The sequence below is a fragment of the Exiguobacterium sp. s22 genome, from assembly GCF_018617455.1.
GTDB lineage: Bacteria > Bacillota > Bacilli > Exiguobacteriales > Exiguobacteriaceae > Exiguobacterium.
The window spans coordinates 383,166-407,983 of the sequence record NZ_JACSKD010000001.1; the positions used below are offsets into that span (position 1 = coordinate 383,166).

Here is a 24,818-nt window from a genome sequence, read left to right on the forward strand (position 1 = left end):
TTGGACGTGTTGTGGTCCACCAGATTGGGAACAGATACATGATAGATTTTTCATAAAGTATTTCTCGAGGAGGAAGAACCATGCAAAACGAAGACAGGCAGTGGCACGCGCTTGAAGTCGATGAGGTGCAATCTCAAGTAGAGACTGATCTTGAATCGGGACTCAAGAGAGATACCGTCACTAGTCGACAAGAAGAATTCGGAAAGAACGTGTTACCAGAAAAAGAGAAGACGCCAGAAATAATTAAATTTTTAAAGCAGTTTAACGATATTCTTGTATACGTACTGCTTGGTGCTGCAGTCGTCACGGGCTTCCTCGGAGAGTACATCGATACAATCGTCATTGTGCTTGTTGTCACAATCATCGGTGTCGTCGGATATTTGCAAGAGAATAAGGCCGAAGAAGCGCTCGAAGGAATCAAAAAATTATTAGAAACAAAGGCAACCGTCATTCGAGACGGCAAGCAATCTGAAATCGACTCGAGTGACCTGGTCGTCGGTGACGTCCTCGTTCTCGCAGCAGGGGATAAAGTACCGGCCGACGCCCGTATCGTACAAGCTGAAAAGTTTAAGGTCGAAGAATCGGCTTTAACGGGAGAGGCGACGACTGTCGAGAAAAAATCAGACATCGTAAAAGAAGAAGCTGTTTTGGCCGATCGGAAGAACATGGTATATTCCGGTACGAGTGTGGCGACAGGAAGTGCCAAGGCCATCGTTATCGCTATTGGAGAAGGGACAGAACTTGGTCAAATCAATGCCTCCATTTCTGAGGTACAAACCGTCAAAACGCCACTGATCCGTCAGACGACTAAATTTGGTCAAACTGTCTCGATTGCGATTTTAATCATCTCTGTCATCATTTATGCGTTTGGTTACTTCCTTCGAGATTATGAACCGGTCGAACTCATGTTGACGACGATTGGATTAGCTGTTGCTGCGATTCCTGAGGGATTACCGGCAGTCATTTCGATTATTTTAGCACTTGGTGTGCGGAATATGGCTGAGAAAAAAGCGATTGTTCGGAGTTTACCTTCAGTCGAGACATTAGGGGCGGTTTCCGTCATTTGTACAGACAAGACAGGGACGTTAACGAAAAATGAAATGACGGTTAAACAGATCGTGACGGCACATCATGATGTCGAAGTGTCTGGTAGTGGGTACGCTCCGAATGGAGACATTGAACTGAACGGTCAGCCGTTTGATTTGGATGATGATGAGTCGATGGTTGATCTCTTGACCGTCGGTAAAACATGTAATGATTCACAATTGAACGAAGAGGATGGGGACTGGGTGATTAACGGGGATCCGACCGAGGCTTGTCTATTGACGGTCGCGGAGAAAGCAGAGCGTCCCATCGAACGATTGAAAGTGATATCGAAAATTCCGTTTGACTCCGAATACAAATATATGGCGACACTCGTGGATTATAATGAGGAGCGAATGATATTTGTCAAAGGAGCACCTGACCGCTTGTTTGAGATGGCTGCTTCAGAAGACTTCACGCAAGACTATTGGGATGAAAAGCGTAAAGAGATTGCTGACCGCGGGCAACGTGTCCTCGGTGCAGGATTCAAACGAGTCGACCATTCGAAACAGTCAATCGACCATGAAGATGTAGAAAATGGTCTAACGTTCCTTGGGTTGTTCGGAATTGTCGACCCGCCTCGCCAAGAAGCGATTGAAGCGGTCGCTGCGTGTCGTGATGCTGGAATCCGAATCAAAATGATCACAGGAGACCATAAAGATACAGCAGTTGCCATCGCAAAAGAACTTGGGATGGAAGTGGAAGGGGCGCTCGAAGGACGTGAATTGACGGATATGTCGGATGAAGAGATTAAAGAAGCATCTATTCATAATGATGTGTTCGCTAGAACGAGTCCAAATGATAAATTACGACTGGTCAAAGGATTGCAAGAGAACGGCCTAATCACCTCGATGACCGGAGATGGGGTGAACGATGCGCCAGCCTTGAAACGAGCGGATATTGGGGTATCCATGGGCATCAAAGGAACTGAAGTTGCAAAAGAAGCGTCGCAAATGGTTTTAGTCGATGATAACTTCAAGACGATTTACAACGCCGTACGTGAAGGACGTCGAGTGTACGACAACTTGAAGAAAACCATTTTGTTCCTCCTGCCAACGAATGGTGGACAAGCATTACTTGTTGCAATGAGCATCTTGCTAGGAGCAGCGGCACCACTCAGCCCGGTTCAAATTCTTTGGGTCAATATGGTTGTGGCCGTGACACTTTCATTGGCCATTGCGTTCGAGCCTCTTGAAGAGAGCACGATGAAACGACCGCCTCGACCAGCAAACGTCCCCCTTCTCAGTCGGTATTATATCTTCCGTGTCACGTTCGTATCGATTTTGATTGGGGGAGGTAGTCTTTGGATCAACTACATGCTTGGTGATTTTGATTACTCCACAGAAAAGTTGCAAACGATTACGTTGAACGCGATTGTCATGGCGCAATTGTTCCATTTGTATAACTGTCGAACTGAATTGGTGCCTGCATTCAATCGTCACTTCTTCGAGAACAAGATCGCTTTTCTCGTGTCTGGTTTGCTCATTGCACTCCAATTGTTTATCACGTATGTTCCATTCATGCACACTTTATTCGGAACAGCTCCATTGACATGGGAAGACTGGATTTACCCTGTTGCGTTCGGTCTAGCAGTATTCCTCATCGTGGAGATAGAAAAAGCGATTTCGCGACGCGTGATTGGAAACCAAAACATCCACTGATTTGGTTTTACAACAATGAAAAAAGGATATAAAAAGGAATGAAGAAGGAGGGATATGATGAAGCGCGACGAATCACAACCAGGGGTTCATCCGGACCCAGTACCAGATGATGAATCGAACCCGGCGAAAAAACCGGCTCCGACACAGCATCCCGATCCAGACCCTGAAGATGAATCAAATGAATAAATTATGAAACCGTAAATAATGCCTCCTAGTCGATTGGACTAAGAGGCATTTTTGTGAGTTGGTTTATGATTTGGACTTTACGGAACGGCTATTCTGTAGCCGATGAAAAGTTTTCTCGTTCATATGTTCCGTAATGACAAAATCACCGACCGGACATTCCCATTTCCCTTTTGAGACAACACATTCTTGTAAGGTCACTTTGTCATCGTATAAATCAAGTTCTAACGTATCCTTCAAGAATTGATCTACTTTTGGGTTTGGTACTTTTACGTATTCATTGAATTCAAGTTCTTCATTCTTTACAGTCACGAAAGATGTGACTTGGAAATAACGCATGTGATGGTCTCCTTCATTAACAGCTAATCTTTAGTATAGCCGTTTCTGGTCAAAATGGGGGATCAAAGTTTCATTTCGGCTTGTTCTCGCTTCGGTGGAGCTTCATTAAACGGTTTCTGATGGCGAATCATGAGCCAAAAAATTAAACCGAAGAGTGGAATGTAAGGGAGTGGCCATAACCCCATTTTATAGCGTTTGGCGTCTCGATTCATTAACGTGATTTGAATGAAGGCCAACAAAAAGAAATCGACGGTCATCGTTCGGACAAATTGATTGTTCTCCACATAGGACCAGTATTCTGCAACATTACCAGTATTGGCTGCAGCAATGAACAACCCAATCGTCACCAGTAAAAGCACGACGCCGAGGATGCGTGTCGGAAGTGGTTTGACCGGTGTCGGATAAGGTGACTGTCTAGCGAAAGCCAAATATGGCGCTAGTAAGAATCCACCGACGAAGAAACTGCTCACTGCAGCAATGAGTGGATTTGGCTTCAACTGGTTCACTTCTGACCAAAGAAGTGGGAATAGTGCCAACGGATAAACGCCTAAAATGCTAAACAATGAAAGGGAATAGCCTTCATATGCGTCCGTATTATAGGTTATGAAGTCGAGTAAAAATCGTCCGTCAAACGGTACATTTGGGCCGAAAATAGCAATTGCGATCGCTAGTCCCCATGGAATCAATAAGAATTTTCTTGTCATACGAACACCTCGTCAATGGTTGATAGTTGTAGTATACCCTCTTTTGGAAACACGAAAAAATGAGAAGATGCATGACGCATGTCCTCATTTATTTTCACGTGCATACGTTTTAATCATCGTGACGAGTTGCTGAGTTTCATCAGACTTCACATCAAGCATGATCCCATAATCATACAGTGAGCCCGTTTGGCCACGGTGTCTGACATGTCCCATAAGTTCGATCGGTTGAAGTGTCGGAACGAGGTCAAAAAGAAAATGGACCTGTAAATCATCAGAGAGCGGGAAGAGATAGTCCGATCGCAGTTTTAATCCATGAGAACTCACATTGAGGAGTAATCCCTCCCCGTCATATAGTTCTTTTTCTTCCCAAACTAGTCGATAAGGGATGCTACGGGGATTCGGTAAGATATAGCGGAACGTCTCCTGTCGGCGATAACGCATCAATTCACCCCATTTCTTTACTTCTTTTATCGGTAAAATTGAATTCAAAATGAAGTGGAAATATGTATAAAATTATTGTGTGCTCGCTTTACAGAAGTGAGAACGCTTTCTATAATAGATATACGATTTGAATAGGGAGGAGATCAGATGAATGTTCATGATTTACTCCGACGTTACTCGATTCAAACACCAGTCATCTATGAAAAAAAACGTAACGGGGAGTGGGTTAAACTCGAGTGTCTACCTGCTTATACCATTCTTGAAGTCGAAACGAATGATCACACTATCGAAGCGGTTGCGATTGACGCGTTTAAAGCAATCACAGTCTGTCGAGAGTCGACGTCGATTGAAGAAGCCCGTCCGTATGCTGTGCGTATCCAGATTGAACGACCATAAAAAAGCCGTAACTTCACAATGAAGTTACGGCTTTTGATTATGCGGCATGTTGTTCCGATTCGTCTTGCGGATTCGTGCGTTTGGCGTAATACATGAACGGAGTCGCCATCCACGCAATCACAAACTTCGCCACGTACGTCGTGATGAAGATATTCCACCAAATGTCCCATTCCATTCCCCAGAACGCGATGATACAAAATGTGAATGTATCAATCAGTTGCGATAAGACGGTCGAACCCGTCGTACGGAGCCAAAGCTTTTTCTCACCCGTTTTTGCGCGAATCTTCGAGTAGACAAAGACATCGAACAATTGAGAAACGAGATAAGCGGCAAGGCTACCGAGTGTGATTAACGGAAGCATCGAGAAGAGTGCTTCAAAACTATCGTGCGTAAACATCGCTTCTTCAAACGGCTCATATAACAGTGCATATTGCATAAGGACCGTCGAGACGATCAAGATGAAGAACCCGAGCCATACGCCTTTACGGGCAGCGGCTCGTCCGTGCTTTTCGTTCAAAATGTCTGTCGCTAAATAAAGCGAACCGTAGACGATATTACCGAGTGTGAAAATGTATCCGCCAATTACAATCTGTTGCGTGACTTGAATATTGGCGACGACTGAAGCCATCGCAATCCAAGCGTATAAGCCGACTCGTCCGAATAACTTGTAACTGAGGACGAGAAGACCGAGTGTAAGGATGGCAGAAGGAATCCATAACCATTCGTTTAGCATGAATCATGCTCCTTCCTCTAACTATTCAATGATTTCAACTTTTCAAGTTTATAGAGGAACGGAAATGATGTCAAGGTGAGGGGAGGTGTAGAAATTCATGTTGATGTCTAGCGCCATACAAAAAGCACTTCCTGAAATATTCAGGAAGTGCTTGTCACCGCTCGATTGAACGGTAGAGTTGATGCCTCCGACGAGAATCGAACTCGTGCTGCAGCATTACCATTGCTGAGGTCTGCCACTAACCTACAGAGGCGTTACACCAACTATGTTACACAGGTTATTCGTCATTTTCAAGCTTTTTTAGAATAATAAGACCCCCAATCTTCGAAAGAAGAAGACTGGAGGTCGAATGCTACATTATTATTGTTTACGGATCCAAACTGCACCTGCAGAGTTATCTTTCGCTTCACCGACCACGTCAATGACGAGACCGTATTGCGGAAGTTTACGTCCTGCATCTGGAATGAGCGAGTTGATGTACGAGTTCGCATCATTGAACTGCTTCACGCCAGCTTGTGCTTTGTAATCGTAGATTCCACGACTTGGTGAATCGATGTACCAAGCAAGTGTCTTATCAAGACTGAACGCCGCATCAGCGATTTGGTAACGCGTGCTACCCGCTACTGTTTGTTGTCCGTTCAAGTTACCGATCAGCGCTTGTGGATGTGAATCGACGACACCGAGGAAGCCTTCACCAGGGTGAACACCGACCCAGTTATCTGTGAACGAGTCATCACCATACCAAACGACAAGACCAGTGTTATATTTCACGCCGCGACCGTTGAGAAGACCCATATCCGACCCAGCGTGGTTACGCCATTCGAGGTAGTAGTAATGCGGTTTCGTGTCATATCCGTCCGATTTGACGAAGCCTTCGAGCGTGACTTTCTCTGCGCCTTCTGCATCGTCTGCGAGAAGTGATTGACCTTCTGACTTGATTGACAAGTTGTCGAGTGCGAACCCTTCAAGAGCAAGTCCACCGTCTGTTACGTATTCGAATACGATTTGCACGTCTTGTCCAGCGAATTGAGACAAATCATATGATTTGTTTACCCAAGCGCCATTCGTTGATTCAGCACCGTTACCAGTGTCGTCATCACCGTAAACATCAAGGACGACTTCTTTTCCGCCGCTGAGTGCTTTCACATACAAGTAATCGTAGTCATACTCGACCTCGAAGCGTGTGTCGAAAGCGAGCGTACCATCAGCGCCGAGTTTGACCGTCGGTGTCGAGAGTACAGTATGCAAGTCGTCGCCTTTTGTCGAGTAGTAATAGTAATCGCCGTAAGCCGGCTCAATTCCTTTAATCTTCTTATCAGGAAGGTTGACTTTGATGATTCCTGGATTGTTTGACTTCGTCACAGATTGGTCGAGTTGTGAGACAAACCCTTGTGCGTTAATGTCTTCAAGATCGACTTCTGTGATGTTCGCCCAGTTACCACCCATTACTTTTTGGAAGTAATCTTTGTTTTGTGGTGAGAAGCTTGTTGGCTCCGTACCAGCGACTTTACCAGCCCAGCTACCACCACTCATGATTGACCAAGATTGTACTGGCTCACCTTGACCTGTGTATTGTGTGTCATATTCATCTGGAAGACCGAGGTCATGTCCAAATTCGTGTGCGAAGACGCCGACTGCGCCATCTTCTGGTTGAATTGTGTAATCGTATGCTGCCATTTTACCACCCCAATAAGGGACAGCGGCTTCAGTGTTCGCAACTGGATATACTCCGTTAAGAACCCAGCGGTGTGACCATACAGCATCGTCACCAAGTGCACCGCCACCAGCTTCTTGCCCAGTACCCGCATGGATGATCATCAAGTGGTCGACGAGGCCGTCCGGCTCGTTGAAGTCACCGTCACCATCCAAATCGTATAGGTCATATTGGTCGTGTTCTGAAAGGTCGATTCCAGATGCGACTGCAGCATTCAATGCATCTTTAACGAGTTGACGTGGACCAGGGCCGGCGTTATCGTGTCCGCCAGTTGCACGGTCAGCACCATAGTCTTTTGCAGTTCCAGGAACAGTCAACCATTCTGAAACTTCACCATCGACCGTGTAACTTCCGCCTGATTGTTCTTCATAATACTGTTTAAATGTTTGAACTTTCTCACCGTTGAACAGTTCAAATGACTGGTCACCGAACATGTAATTCTCGTAATGTTCCTTGCTGAAGTTGTCACTATACATATAGCCTGACTCTTGTTCAATGTTGTTATGTTTGAAATCGCTGTACTCGACGAGAAGAACGAGAACTTTGTCTTCACGAACAGAACCGTTATATGCAGACTGTTGTGCAGGGGAAACCTTCACTTGGCCATTCGGTTTTCCTTTACGATAGTTCGCTTGACCTTTTTTAGCTTTGTCGAGAATACGTTCAGATTCTTTTTCGAATTGATTATGTATCTTCTCTTTTGCTTTTGCAGCTTTTTCATTCAATTCGTCATCTTGCTTATGAGCATCCTTAGCCTCACCTTGTTTTTTCGAGATATACGCATCGACCGCTTTCATTCGTTCAGATGCAGATAATCCTTTTTTGATGACGCCTCGTTTTTCAAGTGCTTTCGCGAGACGATCCTCATCGATGATATTGTGGTCGAACGGAGCGAGCTCGCTTGTTGTCGGAGCAGATGGTGCGACCGAAAGTGGTGCAGCACCGGCAGCCGGAACGAAACTGACGGTCATGGCTGAAGTCATGAGAGCCGCGAGAGTCGTTCGACGCATGGAACGTTTTTTCATTTGTATGAACCTCCTGTAAAAAAATAATGGGAAAATGTGTGAGCTTGTTGTTAATGTACCTTTTGTGTCTGATTAATGTCAATATTCAGAAAATAATATACAAAAAAGGAGTCTAAAGTCCTATTTAGTTAAAATGAACTAAATAGACTCAGACTCTAGGTCGATATATCCGTAATGGAACTTGGACGTTTTACGTTTAATTTGAGTAAAACCGTACTGTTGAAACGCCGGACTTTCAAAATGAGCCTTCAAGACAATCCGTTTCTTAGCTACTCGTTTCGCTTCGATCATCATCTCTTCTGAGAGTGGGGAAGGATTGGCGATTGAGCGAAGTGGGTTCAAATGAACCGACTCTGAAATCGTCTTTTCAAACATCGGATCAAAGTAAATACAGTCGAACGAATTCTTATCGCATATTTTTAGGTAGTCTAGTGAATGGGAGTGAACGACTTCAATGCGGCGCATTGCTTCATTCACTTGCTCATCTTTCTCGACCCATACGGACATACCCTCGCGAACAAGTTGAGCTGTGATGAATTGACTCTCGAGGCCGATTACTTTACCGCTTGAACCGACGACATGGCTCATGACGATACTGTCCGATCCTAGTCCGAGTGTACAATCTAGAATATGATCACCCGGTGTTGCTTGCATGGCGTCAATGAGTGGGTCTCTTCCACCTCGGATCAGTTGCTTCACCCGAAAGACAGAGCTCGAAGGGTGGAAAAAGAACGGCTCTGTACTATTCATGGGTGTGAACTCGACACGTCGCTTATCAAATACAAGTACATCTTGCTGATAGCGTTTTTTCAATTCATCCATAGAATGTTTGCGTCTTTCGACAAATTTCATGTTGTACTCTGCAGCATGCGTTTGCGCGCGAGATAAGACATCATCTGTCGGGCGTAAACAAGTGGTTACGATATACATGATTCGGGCTCCTTCATAAAAAATGAGACGCGTTGGCGTCTCATTTTTTCTTACTGAGTAGGTCTGATAGTTCGTCGATGAGTGCTTTATGGGAAGCGAGTTCTTTCTTCTTCTCATCGTTCACGTTCATCGGACGTTTTGAACGGCTTTGAAGCGCTTCAAGCGTTTCATCGATTGACGATTTCAACGTATCGCGTTCTTCAGGTTTCAATGATACTTCGTGCGGATTCTCGCCAGAGGCATCTAATTCGCGAAGACGTGCCATCAATTGCTTCGCCTCGCGATTCAAATCGATTAATAATCTGTCAATTTGTTCCAATCGTAATTTGATTCCATCTCGTTCTGTAAACATCTGTTTCACCTCTTTTTGCGGTTTAACCCAAGGGTCTCTTCCTGTTTACTTTACCATAAAATTTGTTAAACGAAACTACCGGGAATATATTCCATTTATTTTGACTGAGAGAAACATTGTTTCTCTATCCCCACACGAATGTCACCTGCTATACTAACTGAGCTAATAAGGAGGTGGGCGGATGGAGACAACAAATCATCCACCAAAAGCGCTCAAGGGAGCGATTGTGTCGATCACGGCATATTTGATCTTATCTATACTAAAGGTATTCTTCGGATACTTATATGAATCAGAGGCGGTTTTAGCCGATGGATTCAACAATACGACGGATATTATCGCATCTGTCGCCGTCTATATCGGCATTCGGGTTGCGGCATTACCTCGGGATGCGGAGCATAAATATGGTCACGCAAAAATGGAGACAATCTCTGCTCTCATCGCTTCAATGATCATGATTGCGGTCGGTATCTTTGTTTTCTTCAATAGCCTGTCTAATTTGATCGGGGGAGAATATGCGGAGCCGAATCCGTTAGCCGCGGTCGTCGCCTTCGTCAGTGCGCTCGTCATGTTCGGAGTGTATCGGTTCAACTTGAACCTCGCGAAGAAAACAAAGTCAATGGCACTTAAAGCAGCGGCAAAAGATAACTTGGCCGATGCGATGATTTCAGTCGGAGCCACGCTTGGTGTGCTATTTGCTTATTTTCAACTGTCTTGGATGGACACGGTCTTAGCAATTGTGATTGCCGGCATGATTATCCGGACAGCGATTCAAATCTTTTTAGATGCCACTCATCAGCTTTCTGACGGGTTCCCTCCGCACCTCGTCGAGTCCTATGAGGAGACGATTGAACAATTTGAGCGGGTGAAAGAAGTTCGGGAAATCAAAGGGCGTCATCTAGGGAATCACGTGATGCTCGACGTGACGATTGCGGTCGATGGAGACTTGACCGTGGATGCGGCCCATGAATTATGTGACGACATCGAACGGAAACTAGACGAACAGCATGCGGTCGATTCGGTGCATATTCATATTGAACCGATTTGACGTTCGGTTATCTTTTGCGCTTGATGAAGGGATTCGTTTATAATAAGCGCAGAGAGATTGAACTACTAGTTAAGGAGGGCACGGGATGAATATCGTGCGTCAACCTATTCGCCAGATTGATGAGATTGAATATGAACATTTTCAAAAATATGGAGAAAACGCATACGGCGTTTCTGCAGAAGAGTTGAAAGGGATCTTCGAGGAAATGGGGTCGGAGCAACTTTATCACGCAGAAGAGCATAGTTATGGAGAGGACTTCTATTACGACTTGATGGTCGATGACAAACTGGTCGGCAAAGTCTTGTTACTCAAGCTTGCCCGCGTTTACCAGCTCGACTTGATGGTGTTTGATGCATACAAGAACAATGGATATGCGACAGAGGGACTTCGTCTCGCGTTGCTTGATTCGAATTTGATTGACGGGCAGATCGTTCGTGCCGGTATTCCGCCAACGAGCCCACATCAACAAGAGATGCATCATGTTCTCCTGCAGAATGGATTCGAAAAACGAAACGGTCTGTATTATTTAAATTTTAAGAAACGATATGTAGTAAACCATTAAGCTGACGGCGTCTCGCACGTCAGCTTTTTTCATATGGAGGGGTAAGGATGAAGCAAGTCACCATTAAAGACATTGCGGAGCTCGCTGGTGTCGCAAAAAGTACGGTCTCACGCTATTTGAACGGTGGATCGGTCGGAAAGGCAACAAGGGAAAAACTCGACCGGGTCATTCAAGATACGAACTATGAACCGAATCAATTTGCCCAAAGTCTCAAGTCGAAACAGACGAAGATGATTGGGGTCATCGTTCCACGGCTCGATTCGTATGCCGCCTCACGGACGATGATGGGGATTGATGAACAGCTCACGGAACGAGGATATCAAATGCTCGTCGTCAATACAGCACAACAGACGGAACGAGAAATCGAACAGCTATACAACTTGGCCAAACAAAAAGTAGCCGGGATCATCTGGCTCGGGACGACGGTGACGGAACGTCACCTTGAGGCGATTGAGGCGATTCAAATTCCTGTTCTGTTGATTGGGCAACAGCATGACAACGTGCATAGTCTCGTTTATCCTGACCATGAAGCGGCCAATGCACTCGGTAGTGAGTTTATGAGATGGGGTCATCGGAATGTCGTCTACGTAGGTGTTTCGGAAACAGATATCGCAGTCGGACAAGAGCGACGTGATGGATTTTTGAAGTCGTTTCAAGAGTCGGGTGCAAATGTCAGCGTCATTCAAACAACTTTTAAGATTGAGGACGCCATTCCAATCGGTGAACAGTTGGCGGATGAGGTCGGCACTGTTTCCTTGATCGTTTGTGCGACCGACAACATTGCGTTAGGCGTATTAAAGGGACTCGCGAATCAAGGGATTGATGTTCCGAATGACATTTCTGTCAGTGGCTTCGGGGGATATGATTTCACGGAAGTCCTACATCCATCCATTACGACGGTGCACCTTCCTTATCGCCGAACTGGGTCGAAAGCAGCTGACATGATGCTACAGCTTTTACACGGTGAACATGTCCCGATGAAAACGTTCACAATTTTTGAATTAAAAGTTCGAGAAAGCGTTGACAAGTTAAAATAAATCGTTTACATTTGTGTTGCGGAACCGGTTCCGCAACATTTTTTTATTTCAAATTGGAACCGGTACCAATCGTGTAAGAACTCATTTGATTTTTGGAGGTGGACGATATGAACACCGTACATTGTATCGGCGAATTGTTGATTGACTGGGTATGCGAGGATGCGTCCAGCGATCTCGTCAACGGGACGACGTTCGTCAAAAAAGCAGGAGGCGCACCTGCGAATGTCGCGGCAGTCGTCAGTAAGCACGGGGGACAATCTAGTTTCCTCGGACAGGTCGGCGATGACCCGTTTGGTCTTTTCTTGAAACAGACGTTAGTCGAGAACGGCGTCCGAACAGAAAACCTTGTGGAGTCTGGAGATACGACATTCGCATTCGTATCGATTCAAATGGACGGAGAGCGGGACTTCACATTCCGTCGCGGAAGCGACGGGGAGTATGCCTTCGAGTCGATCGACTTATCGGTGATCGAGTCAGGAGACATTATTCATTTCGGCTCGGCAACAGCACTACTTGATGGAAAATTGAAAGATGCGTACTTCAAATTATTGCAATTTGCAAAGCGGGATGGTTTGTTCATCTCATTTGACCCGAACTATCGAGATGCATTGATCACGGACCTCGAGCAATTTAAACAAGATGCGAGACATTTCATCGCAGAATCGGACTTCATTAAATTGAGTGAAGAAGAAGCCCACTTGTTGACCGGTAAAGAGCAACTTGAAGACGCTGTTCAAGCACTACTTCAATTAGGTGCAAAACAGATTGCCATCACATTAGGGTCTCGTGGGACATTGATTGCGACAAGCACGCATCATGAAATCGTTCCTTCAATCTCAATCGACAGTGTCGATTCAACAGGAGCGGGAGATGCGTTTGTCGGTGCTTACTTGTATCGGTTGGCGATGCTCGGATTTGACCCGGAGCGCTTACGTTCCGACATTGAATATGCAAACGTAACGGGTGCGTTGACATGTACAGCTTATGGCGCAATTCCAGCCATTCCATCACGACAACTTGTGAATGAAACGTTAGGAGGGAAATGAAAATGGATTACAAAAAAGAAGCAGCATCGATATTAGAAGCGATTGGTGGGAAAGAAAACGTTGCGGCAGCTGCCCACTGTGCGACGCGCCTTCGTCTCGTATTGAACGATGAGTCGAAGGTCGATGAGAAAGCTCTCGAACAACTTGATGTGGTGAAGGGAACATTCTCTACAGGCGGACAATACCAAATCATCATCGGACAAGGTACGGTCAACAAGGTCTATGCAGAATTTTCACAATTGACTGGTCTTGGAGACATGTCGACGACAGATGTGAAGTCAGCCGGAGCGAAAAAGATGAACCCGCTCCAACAGTTCGTCAAAATGTTATCAGATATCTTCGTTCCAATCATCCCGGCCATCGTCGCCGGCGGTCTCTTGATGGGGATCAACAACTTATTGACGGCACCGGATTTGTTCTTTGACGGACGTTCGTTGATTGATCAGTATCCAGGCATGGCGGATCTCGCAGCGATGATCAATACGTTCGCAAACGCTGCCTTCGTCTTCTTACCAGTACTCATAGGGTTCTCCGCAGCCAAGCGGTTCGGTGGTAACCCGTACCTAGGTGCAGCGCTCGGGATGATCATGGTTCACCCGGACTTGATCAATGCATACGCTCAGGCAAGTGTTGAAGAGATTCCGGTTTGGAACATTTTCGGACTCGAGATTGAGAAGTTAGGATACCAAGGACAAGTCTTACCAGTCCTCGTCTCGACGTATATTTTATCGAAGCTTGAAATCAACATTCGGAAGTTTATGCCGGCATCACTAGATATCTTGCTTACTCCATTACTTTCACTCCTCTTCACAGCGTTCATCACGTTCGCTTTCGTCGGACCGATCACTCGTGAAGCAGGGAACTTGATCATTGATGGGTTGGTGTGGACGTATGATTCACTCGGATTCGTTGGTGGCTTGATCATGGGTCTTCTCTACGCCCCAATCGTTATTACGGGGATGCACCATAGCTTCATCGCGATTGAGACACAGCTTCTCGCCGATATCGCCGAAACAGGTGGATCGTTCATCTTCCCGATTGCTGCGATGTCAAACGTCGCACAAGGGGCGGCTACCCTTGCGGTCTTCTTCTTGACTGCTGATAAGAAGATGAAAGGGGTCGCCTCAGCATCAGGAATCTCTGCACTACTTGGAATCACAGAGCCTGCCATGTTCGGGGTCAACTTAAAACTTCGTTATCCGTTCATCGCAGCCATCGTCGGTTCAGCCATCGCCTCTGCATTCATCGTTGGAAACGACGTATTGGCAGTAGCGCTCGGTGCTGCCGGATTACCAGGTATTATTTCAATCGCACCGGGTTCGATCATCTCGTATATCATTGGCATGGCCATCGCCTTCGCCGTGACATTCGGATTGACATTCATCCTCGCGAAACGACAAGCAAAAAAAGAAGCGGTCAAACAAGCCGCATAACAAAAAAGGAAGTGACACTATGAATTGGACGAAGGCCGAACGTTATCGTTCACTTCGTGACGTGAGCGCCCTCGAGATGGAGGTGCTCCGTGCAAAGACGGCCGCATCGCCGTGGCGGTTTGGATACCATATCCAGCCGCCGACGGGCCTCCTCAATGACCCGAACGGCTTCACCTATTACGATGGAGAGTACCATCTATTCTATCAATGGTTCCCGCTCGGGCCAGTTCACGGTCTCAAACATTGGTATCATGTCAGTTCGAAAAATCTCGTCCATTGGACCGACCGCGGGGTGGCGTTAGTCCCTGAAACGAAGGAGGATTCCCACGGTGCCTATTCTGGAAGTGGGTTCGTCGTAAACGACACCCTTCACGTCATGTATACCGGGAATCATCGTACGGACGATTGGACGCGTCACGCCTCGCAAATTATCGGTGTCTTACGTGACGGGATGATCGAGCGGCGCAACGTGGCCATCCCGGATATTCCGGCCGGTTACACGGAACATTTCCGCGATCCGAAAGTATGGGAAGAAGATGGCACATATTATGCGATTGTAGGGGCGCAGCGAACGGATGAGACAGGATGTGTCGTCATGTATCGTTCGACTGACTTGAATGAATGGACGTTTTTAGGTGAGGTGAAGACCGAGCTCGAGCAGTTCGGTTACATGTGGGAATGTCCTGACGTGTTTGAACTGAATGGAAGGCATGTCCTCATTTTTTCTCCGCAAGGGATTGAGCCTGAGGGTCATCGCTACCACAACATCTATCAATCCGGATACGTCACAGGTACGCTTGATTTAGAGACGCTCGTCTTCACGCACGAGTCGTTTGAAGAGCTCGACTTCGGGTTCGACTTTTACGCTCCGCAAACGACGGAGCATGATGGTCGTCGTATTCTAGTCGGCTGGATGGGCTTACCGGAAATTGAATATCCGACAGACCGCTACGGTTGGGCCCATGCGTTGACGCTTCCTCGAGAACTCTCGCTTGAAGATGGCGAATTAAAACAACGACCTGTTCTAGAAATGAAACAACTCCGACAAGACCAGTTTGTCAACGAATCAGGGACACAGCTTGACGTGGTTTCACCCGAACGTTTTGAATTGGAACTGTCGACGGATGGAGAAGACTTCAAACTTGAACTATTAAAGACGGAAGATGAGTCGCTCGTGATTCGGTACGAGAAAGATACAAGCGAATTGACCATCGATCGGACAAACGCGGGTGAACCGTTCGCGACGGAGTTTGGGACGACCCGGACAAAAGTGATTGAGGTCACGTCCCTTCATCTGTATGTCGACTCGTCGAGTGTCGAATGTTTCGTCAACGACGGTGACGCTGTGGCAACCCTTCGCGTCTTCCCAAGTGGTGGTGAGAAACGGGTCCGCTACGTCGGAGACGAGGCAAGTTTAGTCGGTTGGAAGTATGAATGAGTGTAAAAGCTGAGCGTTTGCTCGGCTTTTTAATTTTTCCAAATGTTGAAACCGTTTCAGATAAACAAACGTATATAAAACGAGACGGGAGGTTAAAGTGATGGGAAAATGGATTTGTCGGGCGCGTGAGATTCGTAAAATGACAATGTCTTATAAAATCGATACAGAAGAACTCGAGAGAGAAGAAATGGAACGCGTGATGGTAGCGGAGTCGACGGTGTGCGGAATAATGAATCCAGAAGTGAAGTTAGAGTTTCATGAATTGAGCCAGGTGCGGGTGTTCGCGGAAATGCTACGTAGTTCAGAAGAAATCGAGGACATCGAAATTGAAGTGGCACCCGATTTTGATCTCTTGCTGCAATTTAAAGGTGGAAAGCAAGAACGCTATCAGCTTTGGCTCGGACAACCGGACCATCCAAGTGTGATCACAGAATTTGAACGAACAGACGTTATCTGGCGACTACCGGAACATACGACGAATCAATTGATTGATGCCCTCGGGTTAGATACGTAAAAAAGCACCTCTTTTTGAGATGCTTACGAGTTGAATCGGATAAACCGTTCGATTTGTCGCTCTGATTTTCTCGCTTGTCGTCCGACCCAAATGAGGTGTCCTGGGCTGTTCAGGATTGTTAACTGAGCATGCGGGATCAATCGCTTCGCGTAATGCGCATGACGAACGGGGACGGCTTTATCGTTTTTTGAATGGACGATGTAGGTCGGGCAGGTGACACCGAGTAAGACCTCACTTGAGACACGTTGTTTTAAATCGAACTGTGCGCCAAGTCCAAACGCCATCTGATTCGCGACACGTTTTAGGAGGAAGATGTCATAGGGTGATACCTCTTCTCGAATCGTCTCGAGTGCCAACACACTCGTCGATTGAATCATACGGGCCGTCGCTTCGAACGGATGTTTTTGAATGGCACGAGCGATGAACTGTTTCATGATGTATTGAAGGGCGATGAATGCCGGCTGGACGATATTTCGACTGACCGTGTCCCTATACGGGAAATCGACGACACTCGTCACGGCGGCAGCGAGTGTCAAGCTGAGTACACGCTGATTCTGTGAAGCGAGCTCGATGGCGGTCGGTCCTCCGGCAGAGATGCCATAAACATGATACCGCTCAATCTTTAGCATCTGCATCAAGTGATGGAGTTGTGTCGCAAACGCTTTAGGGGATGCTGAAAACGAGTAGGGAGTTTCTCCATATCCAGGCCGAGATGGGACAATGACCCGGAAACCGGACAAAACGAGTTGGTCCACATGGTATGGTTCTAGACTTGAGGACTGGGTCCCATGAATCAGTACGATGACGGGACCGTGACCACGGTCTATATATTCAATTTTTGAGCCGTCGACGTGTGCATAATATTTCACTAGAGATGGCGCCTCCTTAAACAGTTTGTAATGGAAAATACCTTTATTTCGTGGAAATAAAATGATAATGTCTGTTTATACATAATTTAGATAGAGAAATGAAAGGGGATAGAACCGTGAATAACCGAGAGCGGTTACTTGAAGTACGACGTTTCTTTGAACGTTACACGGACGAAGCGAATCCAAAGACGCTAGAGGATTTGCTTGAACATTTATCAACAATCGGAGATACTTCTAAGTTAGCAAAAAAATCGGTGAAAGACGATATCCAGGCACTGAATAATTCGGGGTTTGAAGTGCAGGATGAGTTGGAGAAGAATGGTCTCGCCAAAAAATATTGGCATTCGGCACGTCTATTTGAGATTCATGAACTACGGATGATGGTCGATGCAATCGTCGCAGCCAAGTTCATTTCACAAGATGTGACCGAAGAAATCGTTGAGAAACTTCAAATGCTGACGAGCATCCCTGAAGCGAAGACGCTACAATCGATCATCAAGACACCGAAGAAAAAACACGGACACATTCCTTACCATATCGATCGCATCCAACGGGCCATTCATGAACGAAAAGCCATCTCGTTTCAATATACAGATGTTGTCGGATTCGATGTGACGAAGCGAACGTTCCCGCTTCGTCGTGACGGAGAACGTTATGTCGTCAATCCGATTGACTTGCATTGGAATCACGAGCAGTACTATTTGATTGGTATCGATGAATCCATTGGAGAAGTGCGGAACTATCGAGTCGACCGCATCGTCAATTCGGAGATTGTGGAAGACGGCACCATTCGCCCGAAACATCACCTACCTGATGACTATTATCAAAAGTCGTTCAATATGTATAACGGTTTGGATGAGCAAATCGTCTTGTCTGTGGACGAGCGGGTACTCCCGGTCATCTTTGATAAATTAGGGGAGGACGTTTCTGTATCGGAACATGGAGAACGATTCCTCATCCGTTTCGACGCAGCCGTATCTGACGGATTCATTTACTGGTTGCTCTCTTTAGGCGCACAAGTAGAAGTGGTCGAACCGCTCACGCTCCGTGATCACATGATAGCCACAATCGAAAAAATGGCAACTACTTATGAAAACACAAGCATTCATTCCTCTATCGAGTGAGCAGATGTGCTATACTGCTTGCGACACTAGATGAAGGGGGACAGGCGGATGTTAAATTGGATGCCATTGATCATTCCAATTGTCGCTGTCGTTTTCGTGATCATCGTCGCAAGACGTGCGATGAAAATGGATGAAGAGAATTAAGAAGGAGAGACATCGTCCAAGATTGGGAGATGTCTCTTTCATTATGGAGGTAAAGCGTGGATACGATCACACATACGATATTCGGATTGACACTATATGGTGCAGCCGATAAACGTGATTTACAACAACATGAAAAGCGAGCCTTGTTCGTCACGACACTCATCGGGAGCCAAATCCCGGACAGTGATGTGATTTCTCGGTTGTGGGATACGGAAGGAATGTATCAGATGTGGCATCGCGGCATCACACACTCCATCTTTCTTGTTCCGCTCTTTGCACTACTCATTTACATACTCGTTCGTCTTCTCTTTCGCGTGACGGATATCCGCTATTTTTGGTGGGCATTGTTGTCTGTATTCATACACAACACATCTGATTTATTCAATGCATGGGGGACAGGCTATTTTGAACCGGTCTCGGACGTGAGAGTTACATTTGGTGTGATCCCGATTGTCGATTTCGTCTATTGGGGAATCTTCTTGGTCGCCTGGCTCGTCGCCCGTAAACAAGAAGTCCGCTATAAGACGTATCGGTATGCATGGGTGGCTCTCGTCCTGTATGTCGCCATTCAAAGTGCGCAAGGTGCGTATTTGTATGAGACTTATGCAGATGACTATGAGGAAGTGGCACTCTCGGCTTCATTTATCCCGACGCAGTTCACCGTCATCACGAAGACTGACGAAAAAGTGTCGCTTTATAGGGATTCCATTTATCAAAAATCAACATTGCAGTACGAATTGACGAGTGCCGAAAAGACGAATCTTGAGCCATTGTTTGAAGTGAATCAAGAGGCACGCACATTGACCGAATGGTCACCGTTCGTCGTCGTCGTGGCAAATGAAGAACGGCTCGGCGTCTTTGACCCGCGTTTTTATGACGGAGAATCCTCATTTTTATATGAATACATTGAAAGGTAGGGCAACGGATGGGACGTATACGTTATCTCTTTATCTTTGCATACGAACAGGCACTTAGTTGTATCTTCCCGGTCGCCATCTTTGGTGCGCTCGCCGTCACGAAATTTGTGGAGTTACCGCTCCCGCGATATGATGTCTTACTCATCTGGTGTCTGTTCGTCCAAGTGGTCCTTGTAAAGACAGGACTTGAGACGATGGAAGAAGTGAGGGTCATCAGCTGGTTCCATGTCATCGGTCTCGGACTTGAACTGTTCAAAGTGCAGATGGGGTCATGGAGCTATCCGGATGAGGCGTTCACGAAAGTGTGGGGTGTTCCGCTCTACGCGGGATTTATGTACGCGAGCGTCGGGAGTTACGTCGTCCAGGCATGGCGTCGCCTCGATCTACGATTCACGAAGATGCCGAATCCGATTGTTGCCTTCGGACTTGGGATTGCCATTTACTTTAACTTTTTTTGGCATCATGTGTGGCTAGATTTACGGTGGTTGCTGATTGCACTCATTTTCTTGGCATTTGGTCGCTCAGTTGTCTCGTACAAACTCGATGACCGTCGATTCAACATGCCGGTCGTCCTGTCTTTCTTCTTGATTGCCTGCTTCATCTGGCTTGCTGAAAATATTGTTACCTTTTATAACGGCTGGGCGTACCCGGACCAGATGAACGGTTGGGCCATCGTCGATTTGGGTAAACTGTCGTCCTGGTTTTTACTCGTCATCATCAGCATCCTGCTTGTCGCTTGGCAAAAGCGAAAACTAGAATATGAAACGACTTAACTCGACATGTGTCGAGTTTTTTTATGAGGTGCACCGAATCCTTTTTTGTAAATAGTCGTATTATAAAATGAGGTGATGGGGTTGTTGGAAATTGTGCTCGCTTGGTTCATTGGATTATTGTGTTTAGGATCTCTTGTCATCTACTGGAGAGAGTGGCGGAAGACACGCAATCGTGTGAAATTGGGACGAGTCTTTCTCGCTGTCTTCGCATCAGTTGCTATACTTGGAATGGCGGGGATGGAGACGTATGACCGTATGGCGACGAATTACGTTGTCGAGACGGGAGAATGTTATGTCGTGGATGACCAATCATCGAAGGGCTCATCGAACGTGACGTTATGGTTCGGCGAGCGGGCATACGGCTTCAAGGAAATTCCGAATGTTGCGTATGGTCCGGGACAACTATTTTCATGTCGTGCGACGATGACGAAACAGATGCAATCAGGAATCGATTATGAGTTGCGCTCACTTGACGGTGAGTTATTGTACTCAACCCATTCAGATGATTGATTGTATGATATGGTCAAACAAAAACGTGTTCAAAGCTAAATTCCTAGCTTCGAACACGTTTTCTTGTCCATTTTTTTATATGTACGCCCTAAAAGTAACATCATAAAGATGAAAGCCAGGCCACCAATCAAATTGGTTACAAACAAGATGTACTGAGACGACAATAGACGGAGACCAGCCTGGTATATAAGTAACAGCGAGATCACTGCAAAAATGAAAATTCCAAAAGGATTAGCTAAAGTCGCAAATAATTTATTTTCCATCATCACGTACCAACTTTTCGATTCATATTTAAGGGGCTGATTTCTTCAGATGTAATCAGGAGTGATTGATCAGATTATCTATCATTTTGATTCCTTCATCTTGTTTCGTTTTCTCTCTAAAAAGATCGGAAGAATATTTAAAAAGATTGCCGCAATCGTCAAGAACCACAATGCGCGTGACATTCCGGGCACCACATCCTTTAAGGCAGCCCAGTCCTCTGCTTCGACCCACATATTGATTAGGCTATACTCGGCACATAACGTGAGAGCAGTCAAGGACAGTGCAATCGCCATCGGCAGCTTATAGTCCTTCTCCATCATAAATACGGTCAAATTAATAAGCGTTGCCCCAATCGTAGCGAGTCCAAATATAATCCACATGCTTCAACCTCCTAAATATTTCTACAAATTCATCATAGCATACATCATTATCCATAATGATTTCTGAAAATTGTTTCTATTCACATAATAAATGTGCTAGAATCAGTGGAAAGTGTCTTTGGATATAATTCCCTTTACAAAGTGAAGGAATAACGAACATCCTTCCACACTTATGATTGAGATATCTCATCTAAAGGAGACAGAACTATGGCCTATATTGCAAGAAAATCTGCACATCTTGTCCTCGCATTTTTTGTCTTGATCGCAATTAGTGCGTTACCGACGCTTGTCGTTCAGACCGATTTTAGTTTGACGAGTTATTGGAGCGGTATCCAGCAACAGCTGAACCAACTTCAAAAGCTTGACGAGATTACATACTACAATATCACCGCTCAAACAGACTTGCCTCTTTTGCCGGAACTTGGACCGCTCGTCAAAGAGTCGGTCATCATTTTTACGACGGCGCTCGCTGTGTCGACTGCGCTTGGTCTCTTCTATGCATATTTCTATTACAGGAGCGGTAGAAGGGTTCGCACCGTACTGCACCAAACGAGTCAGACACTCGAAATGGTACCGGATTTGTTCTGGTTAATTTTTTCTCAATTTCTTGCGATTACAATCCATAAGTCGACGGGGTTCGATCGAATCGAAGTGGCCGGCGGGTTCGCAGAGTACATTCGGTTTCTCCCGATTGTCACCTTGACACTGACGACGTTGTTCTTCTTCATCAAATGGCTGACCATCCATATCCATGAACAAGAGGCCATCCCGTATCTCGAGCTCGCGCAAGCGAAAGGGATTCGGCCGAGTGGACTGTTTTGGAAGCATTTATTGCCGAACATCATCTATCGATTTTACCTCTTCTTCCGTTCGAACATCATCACCATCTTATCGACACTTTTGATTGTCGAATATCTATTTAACGTTCAAGGGTTATTCCGATTCGCCGTCTACAACCCGCAAATGGAAATCTTACTGGTCATCTTATTCGTCATCTATATCCCGATTTTTCTGTTGGATTTACTGATTGAATGGATTATTCCGAATGCATGGAAAGGAGGGATTTGATGCGTCGAGTATTAATGCGTGACCCAATTTTTCTCTTCTGCTTTGTCATCGTAGCGGGTCTATTGTTGATGAGTTTTGGAAATACCGTGTTTCGTGATGGGAAAGTAGATCAAACCCTCATGCTCTACTCTGATGAAGGGAGACTCATCGGAATCCCACCATTAGAACCGTCAAAATATCAATGGCTCGGGACGGACAATGCTGGATATGATTTATTCCAAATGCTCGTGGAAGGATTTAAGTGGACCGTTGGCATCTGTGCGCTCGTCGCGTTCGGACGGATGGTCATCGGACTATTGATTGGCATTCCCCTTGCTTTCAGGGGAGTTCGCTTAAATCAATTCTTTAAAACGTTATTGGACGGCTTTTTGATTCTGCCGATTTCATTGATCGCATTGATGATGTTAGTAGGAACACTGACCTTTTTTGATTCGACACAAGTGCCTCCATTATTTGATCGAGTAAAGATTGAACTAATCGTCTTAGTCGTTCTCGGATTACCGGCCGTCACGTTATACCTGATCACAGAGATTCGACAATTGCTTCAACAAGAGTTCATGATCGTGGCTCAGACGCTTGGTGGCAGTGTCTGGCACCGTGTGAGATTGCATCTATTCCCGCATCTCGTCCCAACCCTCGTGATCGTCTTCATGCAACAATTTGTCCAGACGCTCATGTTGCTCATTCATCTCTCGCTGTTTGGGATTTTCTTCGGAGGAACGGTCATGTTACATGAAGGGATCATGCCGACCGTCTATGAATGGTCTTCAATGTTCGGGTATTATTTCAGACAGTTCACCGCGATGACATGGATGACGAATCATCTATTTCTCGTCCCAGCCATGTCACTTGCTGCGCTCATCTTTATTTTCAACTTGTTGACGAGCCGTCTCGAGCGAGCATTTAAGCTCAGACGTCAAGAACCGGTGGTGACCGAGGCAAGTCTAGCACAATCGGAAGCGGCAGCTGCTTCCCTTTCGAATCCGTTCACCCTTGTTGATTCGACTGTGTCATTAAGGAAGGAACCGGATGATATCGTATGATATGATCCGGTTTTTCTATGTCGAATGGACTGAACGGTCTTGTTTGAGGGAACGTGTATAACAGATTGAGGTGACAATTCATGAATGGAGTGAATCGATATGAAAGCTGCGATTTGTACCACTTATGGGCCACCGGAAGTACTCGTCATTCAAGAAGTGCATCAACCGAATCCGAAAAGCAATGAGATCCTGATTCAAGTCCATGCATCGGCCGTCCACTCGGGTGACCGACGCCTCCGCGCACTAGACGTTCCAGCATTAGGAAAACTACCGATGCGATTAGTTGTTGGGTTTAAGGCGCCACGTGAACCGATTCTCGGTGTCGTGTTGGCAGGTACCGTCGTAGAAACAGGCAACAGTGTGAAAAACTTTCAGGTCGGAGAAAACGTCTATGCCCTTACTGGGATGCGTTTTGGTGGTTATGCGGAGTTTGCATGCGTGAACGAATCGAAATGTGTGTTTCAGATGCCGGCCAATGCCAGCTTTATCGAGGCAGCGGCGCTACCATTTGGTGGGACGACTGCACTACATTTTTTACGGAAGGCACGTATCGAGCGAGCGACGAACGTTCTCATTTATGGTGGAGCGGGTGCTGTCGGTTCGACAGCCGTACAGATAGCGAAGCACTACGGCGTTCATGTGACTGCGGTCTGCCATGAACGGAACATCGAGCTCGTGAAGCGGATCGGGGCAGATGTAGTCGTGGACTATTCGAGAGAAGGATATGACCGTGATTTGGGTACGTATGATGCCGTCTTTGATGCTTCGGGGAAAATTGATAAACGACTAGCCAAAAAACGCGTGGCAGAGAACGGGGCGTTCAGTTCCGTCGCGGGACAGGGACCGGCGAGCGAACGAAAAGAGGACTTGATGTTCTTAAACGAACTGTTTGAAGCAGGAGAGCTACAACCCGTCATTGATTCGGTTTATTCGCTAGATGAGGTTGTCGAGGCACACCGATATGTCGATCAAGGGACAAAGGTTGGGAATGTAGTGGTGAAAATCAATGAAGAATCAATCAGATGATAGATGGTACTATAGAGAGAAGTATCAGACTTTATCGTGAGGTTTGGTCGAGAACCTCACTTAC

26 protein-coding genes and 1 tRNA gene are annotated in these 24,818 nt (G+C 46.1%); 17 read left to right on the plus strand and 10 right to left on the minus strand.

All coding sequences use genetic code 11. The annotated features are described in order from the left end of the window. Nucleotides 1-80 precede the first annotated feature (80 nt). Nucleotides 81-2,744, plus strand: a complete 2,664-nt coding sequence (locus KNO94_RS01980) for a cation-transporting P-type ATPase (protein ID WP_214777108.1) — start codon at nt 81-83, stop codon at nt 2,742-2,744. 57 nt (nt 2,745-2,801) lie between these two features. Further along, nucleotides 2,802-2,930, plus strand: a complete 129-nt coding sequence (locus tag KNO94_RS15315; protein WP_285800710.1) for a hypothetical protein — start codon at nt 2,802-2,804, stop codon at nt 2,928-2,930. Nucleotides 2,931-2,993: 63 nt separating this feature from the next. On the opposite strand, the gene KNO94_RS01985 is transcribed toward KNO94_RS15315, so the two are convergent. The 3 genes from KNO94_RS01985 to KNO94_RS01995 form a co-directional block, all read right to left on the minus strand. Next, nucleotides 2,994-3,266, minus strand: coding sequence for a hypothetical protein (locus tag KNO94_RS01985; protein WP_214777109.1), 273 nt, complete (start codon nt 3,264-3,266; stop codon nt 2,994-2,996). 62 nt (nt 3,267-3,328) lie between these two features. Beyond that, the gene (locus tag KNO94_RS01990; RefSeq protein ID WP_214740517.1) at nt 3,329-3,970 is read right to left on the minus strand and encodes a hypothetical protein; all 642 of its coding nucleotides are present in this window, start codon (nt 3,968-3,970) and stop codon (nt 3,329-3,331) included. An 84-nt stretch (nt 3,971-4,054) separates the two neighbouring features. Continuing rightward, nucleotides 4,055-4,411, minus strand: a complete 357-nt coding sequence (locus tag KNO94_RS01995) for a PilZ domain-containing protein (RefSeq protein WP_214740518.1) — start codon at nt 4,409-4,411, stop codon at nt 4,055-4,057. A gap of 147 nt (nt 4,412-4,558) precedes the next feature. Here KNO94_RS01995 and KNO94_RS02000 point away from each other — a divergent pair, with 147 nt between their 5' ends. Further along, complete coding sequence (locus KNO94_RS02000; RefSeq protein WP_214777110.1) at nt 4,559-4,807, plus strand: hypothetical protein; 249 nt, start codon at nt 4,559-4,561, stop codon at nt 4,805-4,807. Between the two features lie 37 nt (nt 4,808-4,844). Here the strand turns inward: KNO94_RS02000 and KNO94_RS02005 are convergent, their stop codons facing one another. The 5 genes from KNO94_RS02005 to KNO94_RS02025 all read right to left on the minus strand — a co-directional run bounded on the left by KNO94_RS02005 (nt 4,845) and on the right by KNO94_RS02025 (nt 9,561). Next, nucleotides 4,845-5,540, minus strand: a complete 696-nt coding sequence (locus KNO94_RS02005) for a queuosine precursor transporter (RefSeq protein WP_214777111.1) — start codon at nt 5,538-5,540, stop codon at nt 4,845-4,847. A gap of 182 nt (nt 5,541-5,722) precedes the next feature. Further along, nucleotides 5,723-5,793: transfer RNA gene (locus KNO94_RS02010), tRNA-Thr, on the minus strand. 107 nt (nt 5,794-5,900) lie between these two features. Next, nucleotides 5,901-8,264, minus strand: coding sequence for an immune inhibitor A domain-containing protein (locus tag KNO94_RS02015; RefSeq protein ID WP_483299166.1), 2,364 nt, complete (start codon nt 8,262-8,264; stop codon nt 5,901-5,903). Nucleotides 8,265-8,417: 153 nt separating this feature from the next. After that, entirely contained in the window at nt 8,418-9,209 is a 792-nt protein-coding gene (locus KNO94_RS02020) for a class I SAM-dependent methyltransferase (protein WP_214777113.1), read from the minus strand. Nucleotides 9,210-9,249: 40 nt separating this feature from the next. Then, complete coding sequence (locus KNO94_RS02025) at nt 9,250-9,561, minus strand: hypothetical protein (RefSeq protein ID WP_012726238.1); 312 nt, start codon at nt 9,559-9,561, stop codon at nt 9,250-9,252. Nucleotides 9,562-9,742: 181 nt separating this feature from the next. Here KNO94_RS02025 and KNO94_RS02030 point away from each other — a divergent pair, with 181 nt between their 5' ends. From KNO94_RS02030 to KNO94_RS02060, 7 genes are all read left to right on the plus strand, one after another. Continuing rightward, on the plus strand, nt 9,743-10,606 hold the full coding sequence (locus KNO94_RS02030; protein ID WP_214777114.1) for a cation diffusion facilitator family transporter: 864 nt from the start codon (nt 9,743-9,745) through the stop codon (nt 10,604-10,606). Nucleotides 10,607-10,691: 85 nt separating this feature from the next. Continuing rightward, the gene (locus tag KNO94_RS02035; RefSeq protein WP_214777116.1) at nt 10,692-11,168 is read left to right on the plus strand and encodes an N-acetyltransferase; all 477 of its coding nucleotides are present in this window, start codon (nt 10,692-10,694) and stop codon (nt 11,166-11,168) included. Nucleotides 11,169-11,215: 47 nt separating this feature from the next. After that, complete coding sequence (locus tag KNO94_RS02040; RefSeq protein ID WP_214777117.1) at nt 11,216-12,205, plus strand: LacI family DNA-binding transcriptional regulator; 990 nt, start codon at nt 11,216-11,218, stop codon at nt 12,203-12,205. A gap of 107 nt (nt 12,206-12,312) precedes the next feature. Then, nucleotides 12,313-13,251 carry a carbohydrate kinase family protein gene (locus KNO94_RS02045; RefSeq protein WP_214777119.1) on the plus strand — a complete coding sequence of 313 codons (939 nt, stop codon included), beginning with the start codon at nt 12,313-12,315 and terminating at the stop codon, nt 13,249-13,251. A 2-nt stretch (nt 13,252-13,253) separates the two neighbouring features. Further along, a complete protein-coding gene (locus KNO94_RS02050) occupies nt 13,254-14,684 on the plus strand; it encodes a sucrose-specific PTS transporter subunit IIBC (RefSeq protein ID WP_012726243.1) in 1,431 nt (476 codons plus the stop codon). 19 nt (nt 14,685-14,703) lie between these two features. After that, nucleotides 14,704-16,122, plus strand: coding sequence for a glycoside hydrolase family 32 protein (locus KNO94_RS02055; RefSeq protein WP_214777121.1), 1,419 nt, complete (start codon nt 14,704-14,706; stop codon nt 16,120-16,122). A gap of 100 nt (nt 16,123-16,222) precedes the next feature. Next, the gene (locus KNO94_RS02060) at nt 16,223-16,636 is read left to right on the plus strand and encodes a YhfM domain-containing protein (protein WP_214777122.1); all 414 of its coding nucleotides are present in this window, start codon (nt 16,223-16,225) and stop codon (nt 16,634-16,636) included. A 23-nt stretch (nt 16,637-16,659) separates the two neighbouring features. Here the strand turns inward: KNO94_RS02060 and KNO94_RS02065 are convergent, their stop codons facing one another. Then, nucleotides 16,660-17,505, minus strand: a complete 846-nt coding sequence (locus KNO94_RS02065) for an alpha/beta fold hydrolase (protein WP_214777125.1) — start codon at nt 17,503-17,505, stop codon at nt 16,660-16,662. Nucleotides 17,506-17,621: 116 nt separating this feature from the next. Between KNO94_RS02065 and KNO94_RS02070 the strand changes: the two genes are divergently transcribed. The 4 genes from KNO94_RS02070 (at nt 17,622) to KNO94_RS02085 (ending at nt 20,973) form a co-directional block, all read left to right on the plus strand. Further along, nucleotides 17,622-18,629: a helix-turn-helix transcriptional regulator gene (locus KNO94_RS02070; RefSeq protein ID WP_214777127.1), complete on the plus strand. Its 1,008-nt coding sequence runs from the start codon at nt 17,622-17,624 to the stop codon at nt 18,627-18,629. A 200-nt stretch (nt 18,630-18,829) separates the two neighbouring features. Beyond that, entirely contained in the window at nt 18,830-19,690 is an 861-nt protein-coding gene (locus tag KNO94_RS02075) for a metal-dependent hydrolase (protein ID WP_214777129.1), read from the plus strand. 8 nt (nt 19,691-19,698) lie between these two features. Continuing rightward, nucleotides 19,699-20,463 carry a DUF817 domain-containing protein gene (locus KNO94_RS02080; protein ID WP_214777131.1) on the plus strand — a complete coding sequence of 255 codons (765 nt, stop codon included), beginning with the start codon at nt 19,699-19,701 and terminating at the stop codon, nt 20,461-20,463. Between the two features lie 84 nt (nt 20,464-20,547). Beyond that, nucleotides 20,548-20,973 (plus strand): hypothetical protein, encoded by a 426-nt coding sequence (locus KNO94_RS02085; RefSeq protein ID WP_214777133.1) that lies wholly within the window; start codon nt 20,548-20,550, stop codon nt 20,971-20,973. 344 nt (nt 20,974-21,317) lie between these two features. Here KNO94_RS02085 and KNO94_RS02090 read toward each other — a convergent pair whose 3' ends face one another. Continuing rightward, on the minus strand, nt 21,318-21,617 hold the full coding sequence (locus KNO94_RS02090) for a hypothetical protein (RefSeq protein WP_214777136.1): 300 nt from the start codon (nt 21,615-21,617) through the stop codon (nt 21,318-21,320). A 207-nt stretch (nt 21,618-21,824) separates the two neighbouring features. Here KNO94_RS02090 and KNO94_RS02095 point away from each other — a divergent pair, with 207 nt between their 5' ends. From KNO94_RS02095 to KNO94_RS02105, 3 genes are all read left to right on the plus strand, one after another. Next, nucleotides 21,825-22,685 (plus strand): ABC transporter permease subunit, encoded by an 861-nt coding sequence (locus KNO94_RS02095; protein ID WP_214777138.1) that lies wholly within the window; start codon nt 21,825-21,827, stop codon nt 22,683-22,685. Then, nucleotides 22,685-23,728 carry an ABC transporter permease gene (locus tag KNO94_RS02100; protein ID WP_214777140.1) on the plus strand — a complete coding sequence of 348 codons (1,044 nt, stop codon included), beginning with the start codon at nt 22,685-22,687 and terminating at the stop codon, nt 23,726-23,728. Before KNO94_RS02095 ends, KNO94_RS02100 begins: the two co-directional genes overlap by 1 nt. Nucleotides 23,729-23,827: 99 nt before the next feature. Further along, nucleotides 23,828-24,754, plus strand: a complete 927-nt coding sequence (locus KNO94_RS02105; RefSeq protein WP_214777142.1) for an NAD(P)-dependent alcohol dehydrogenase — start codon at nt 23,828-23,830, stop codon at nt 24,752-24,754. Nucleotides 24,755-24,818 lie beyond the last annotated feature (64 nt).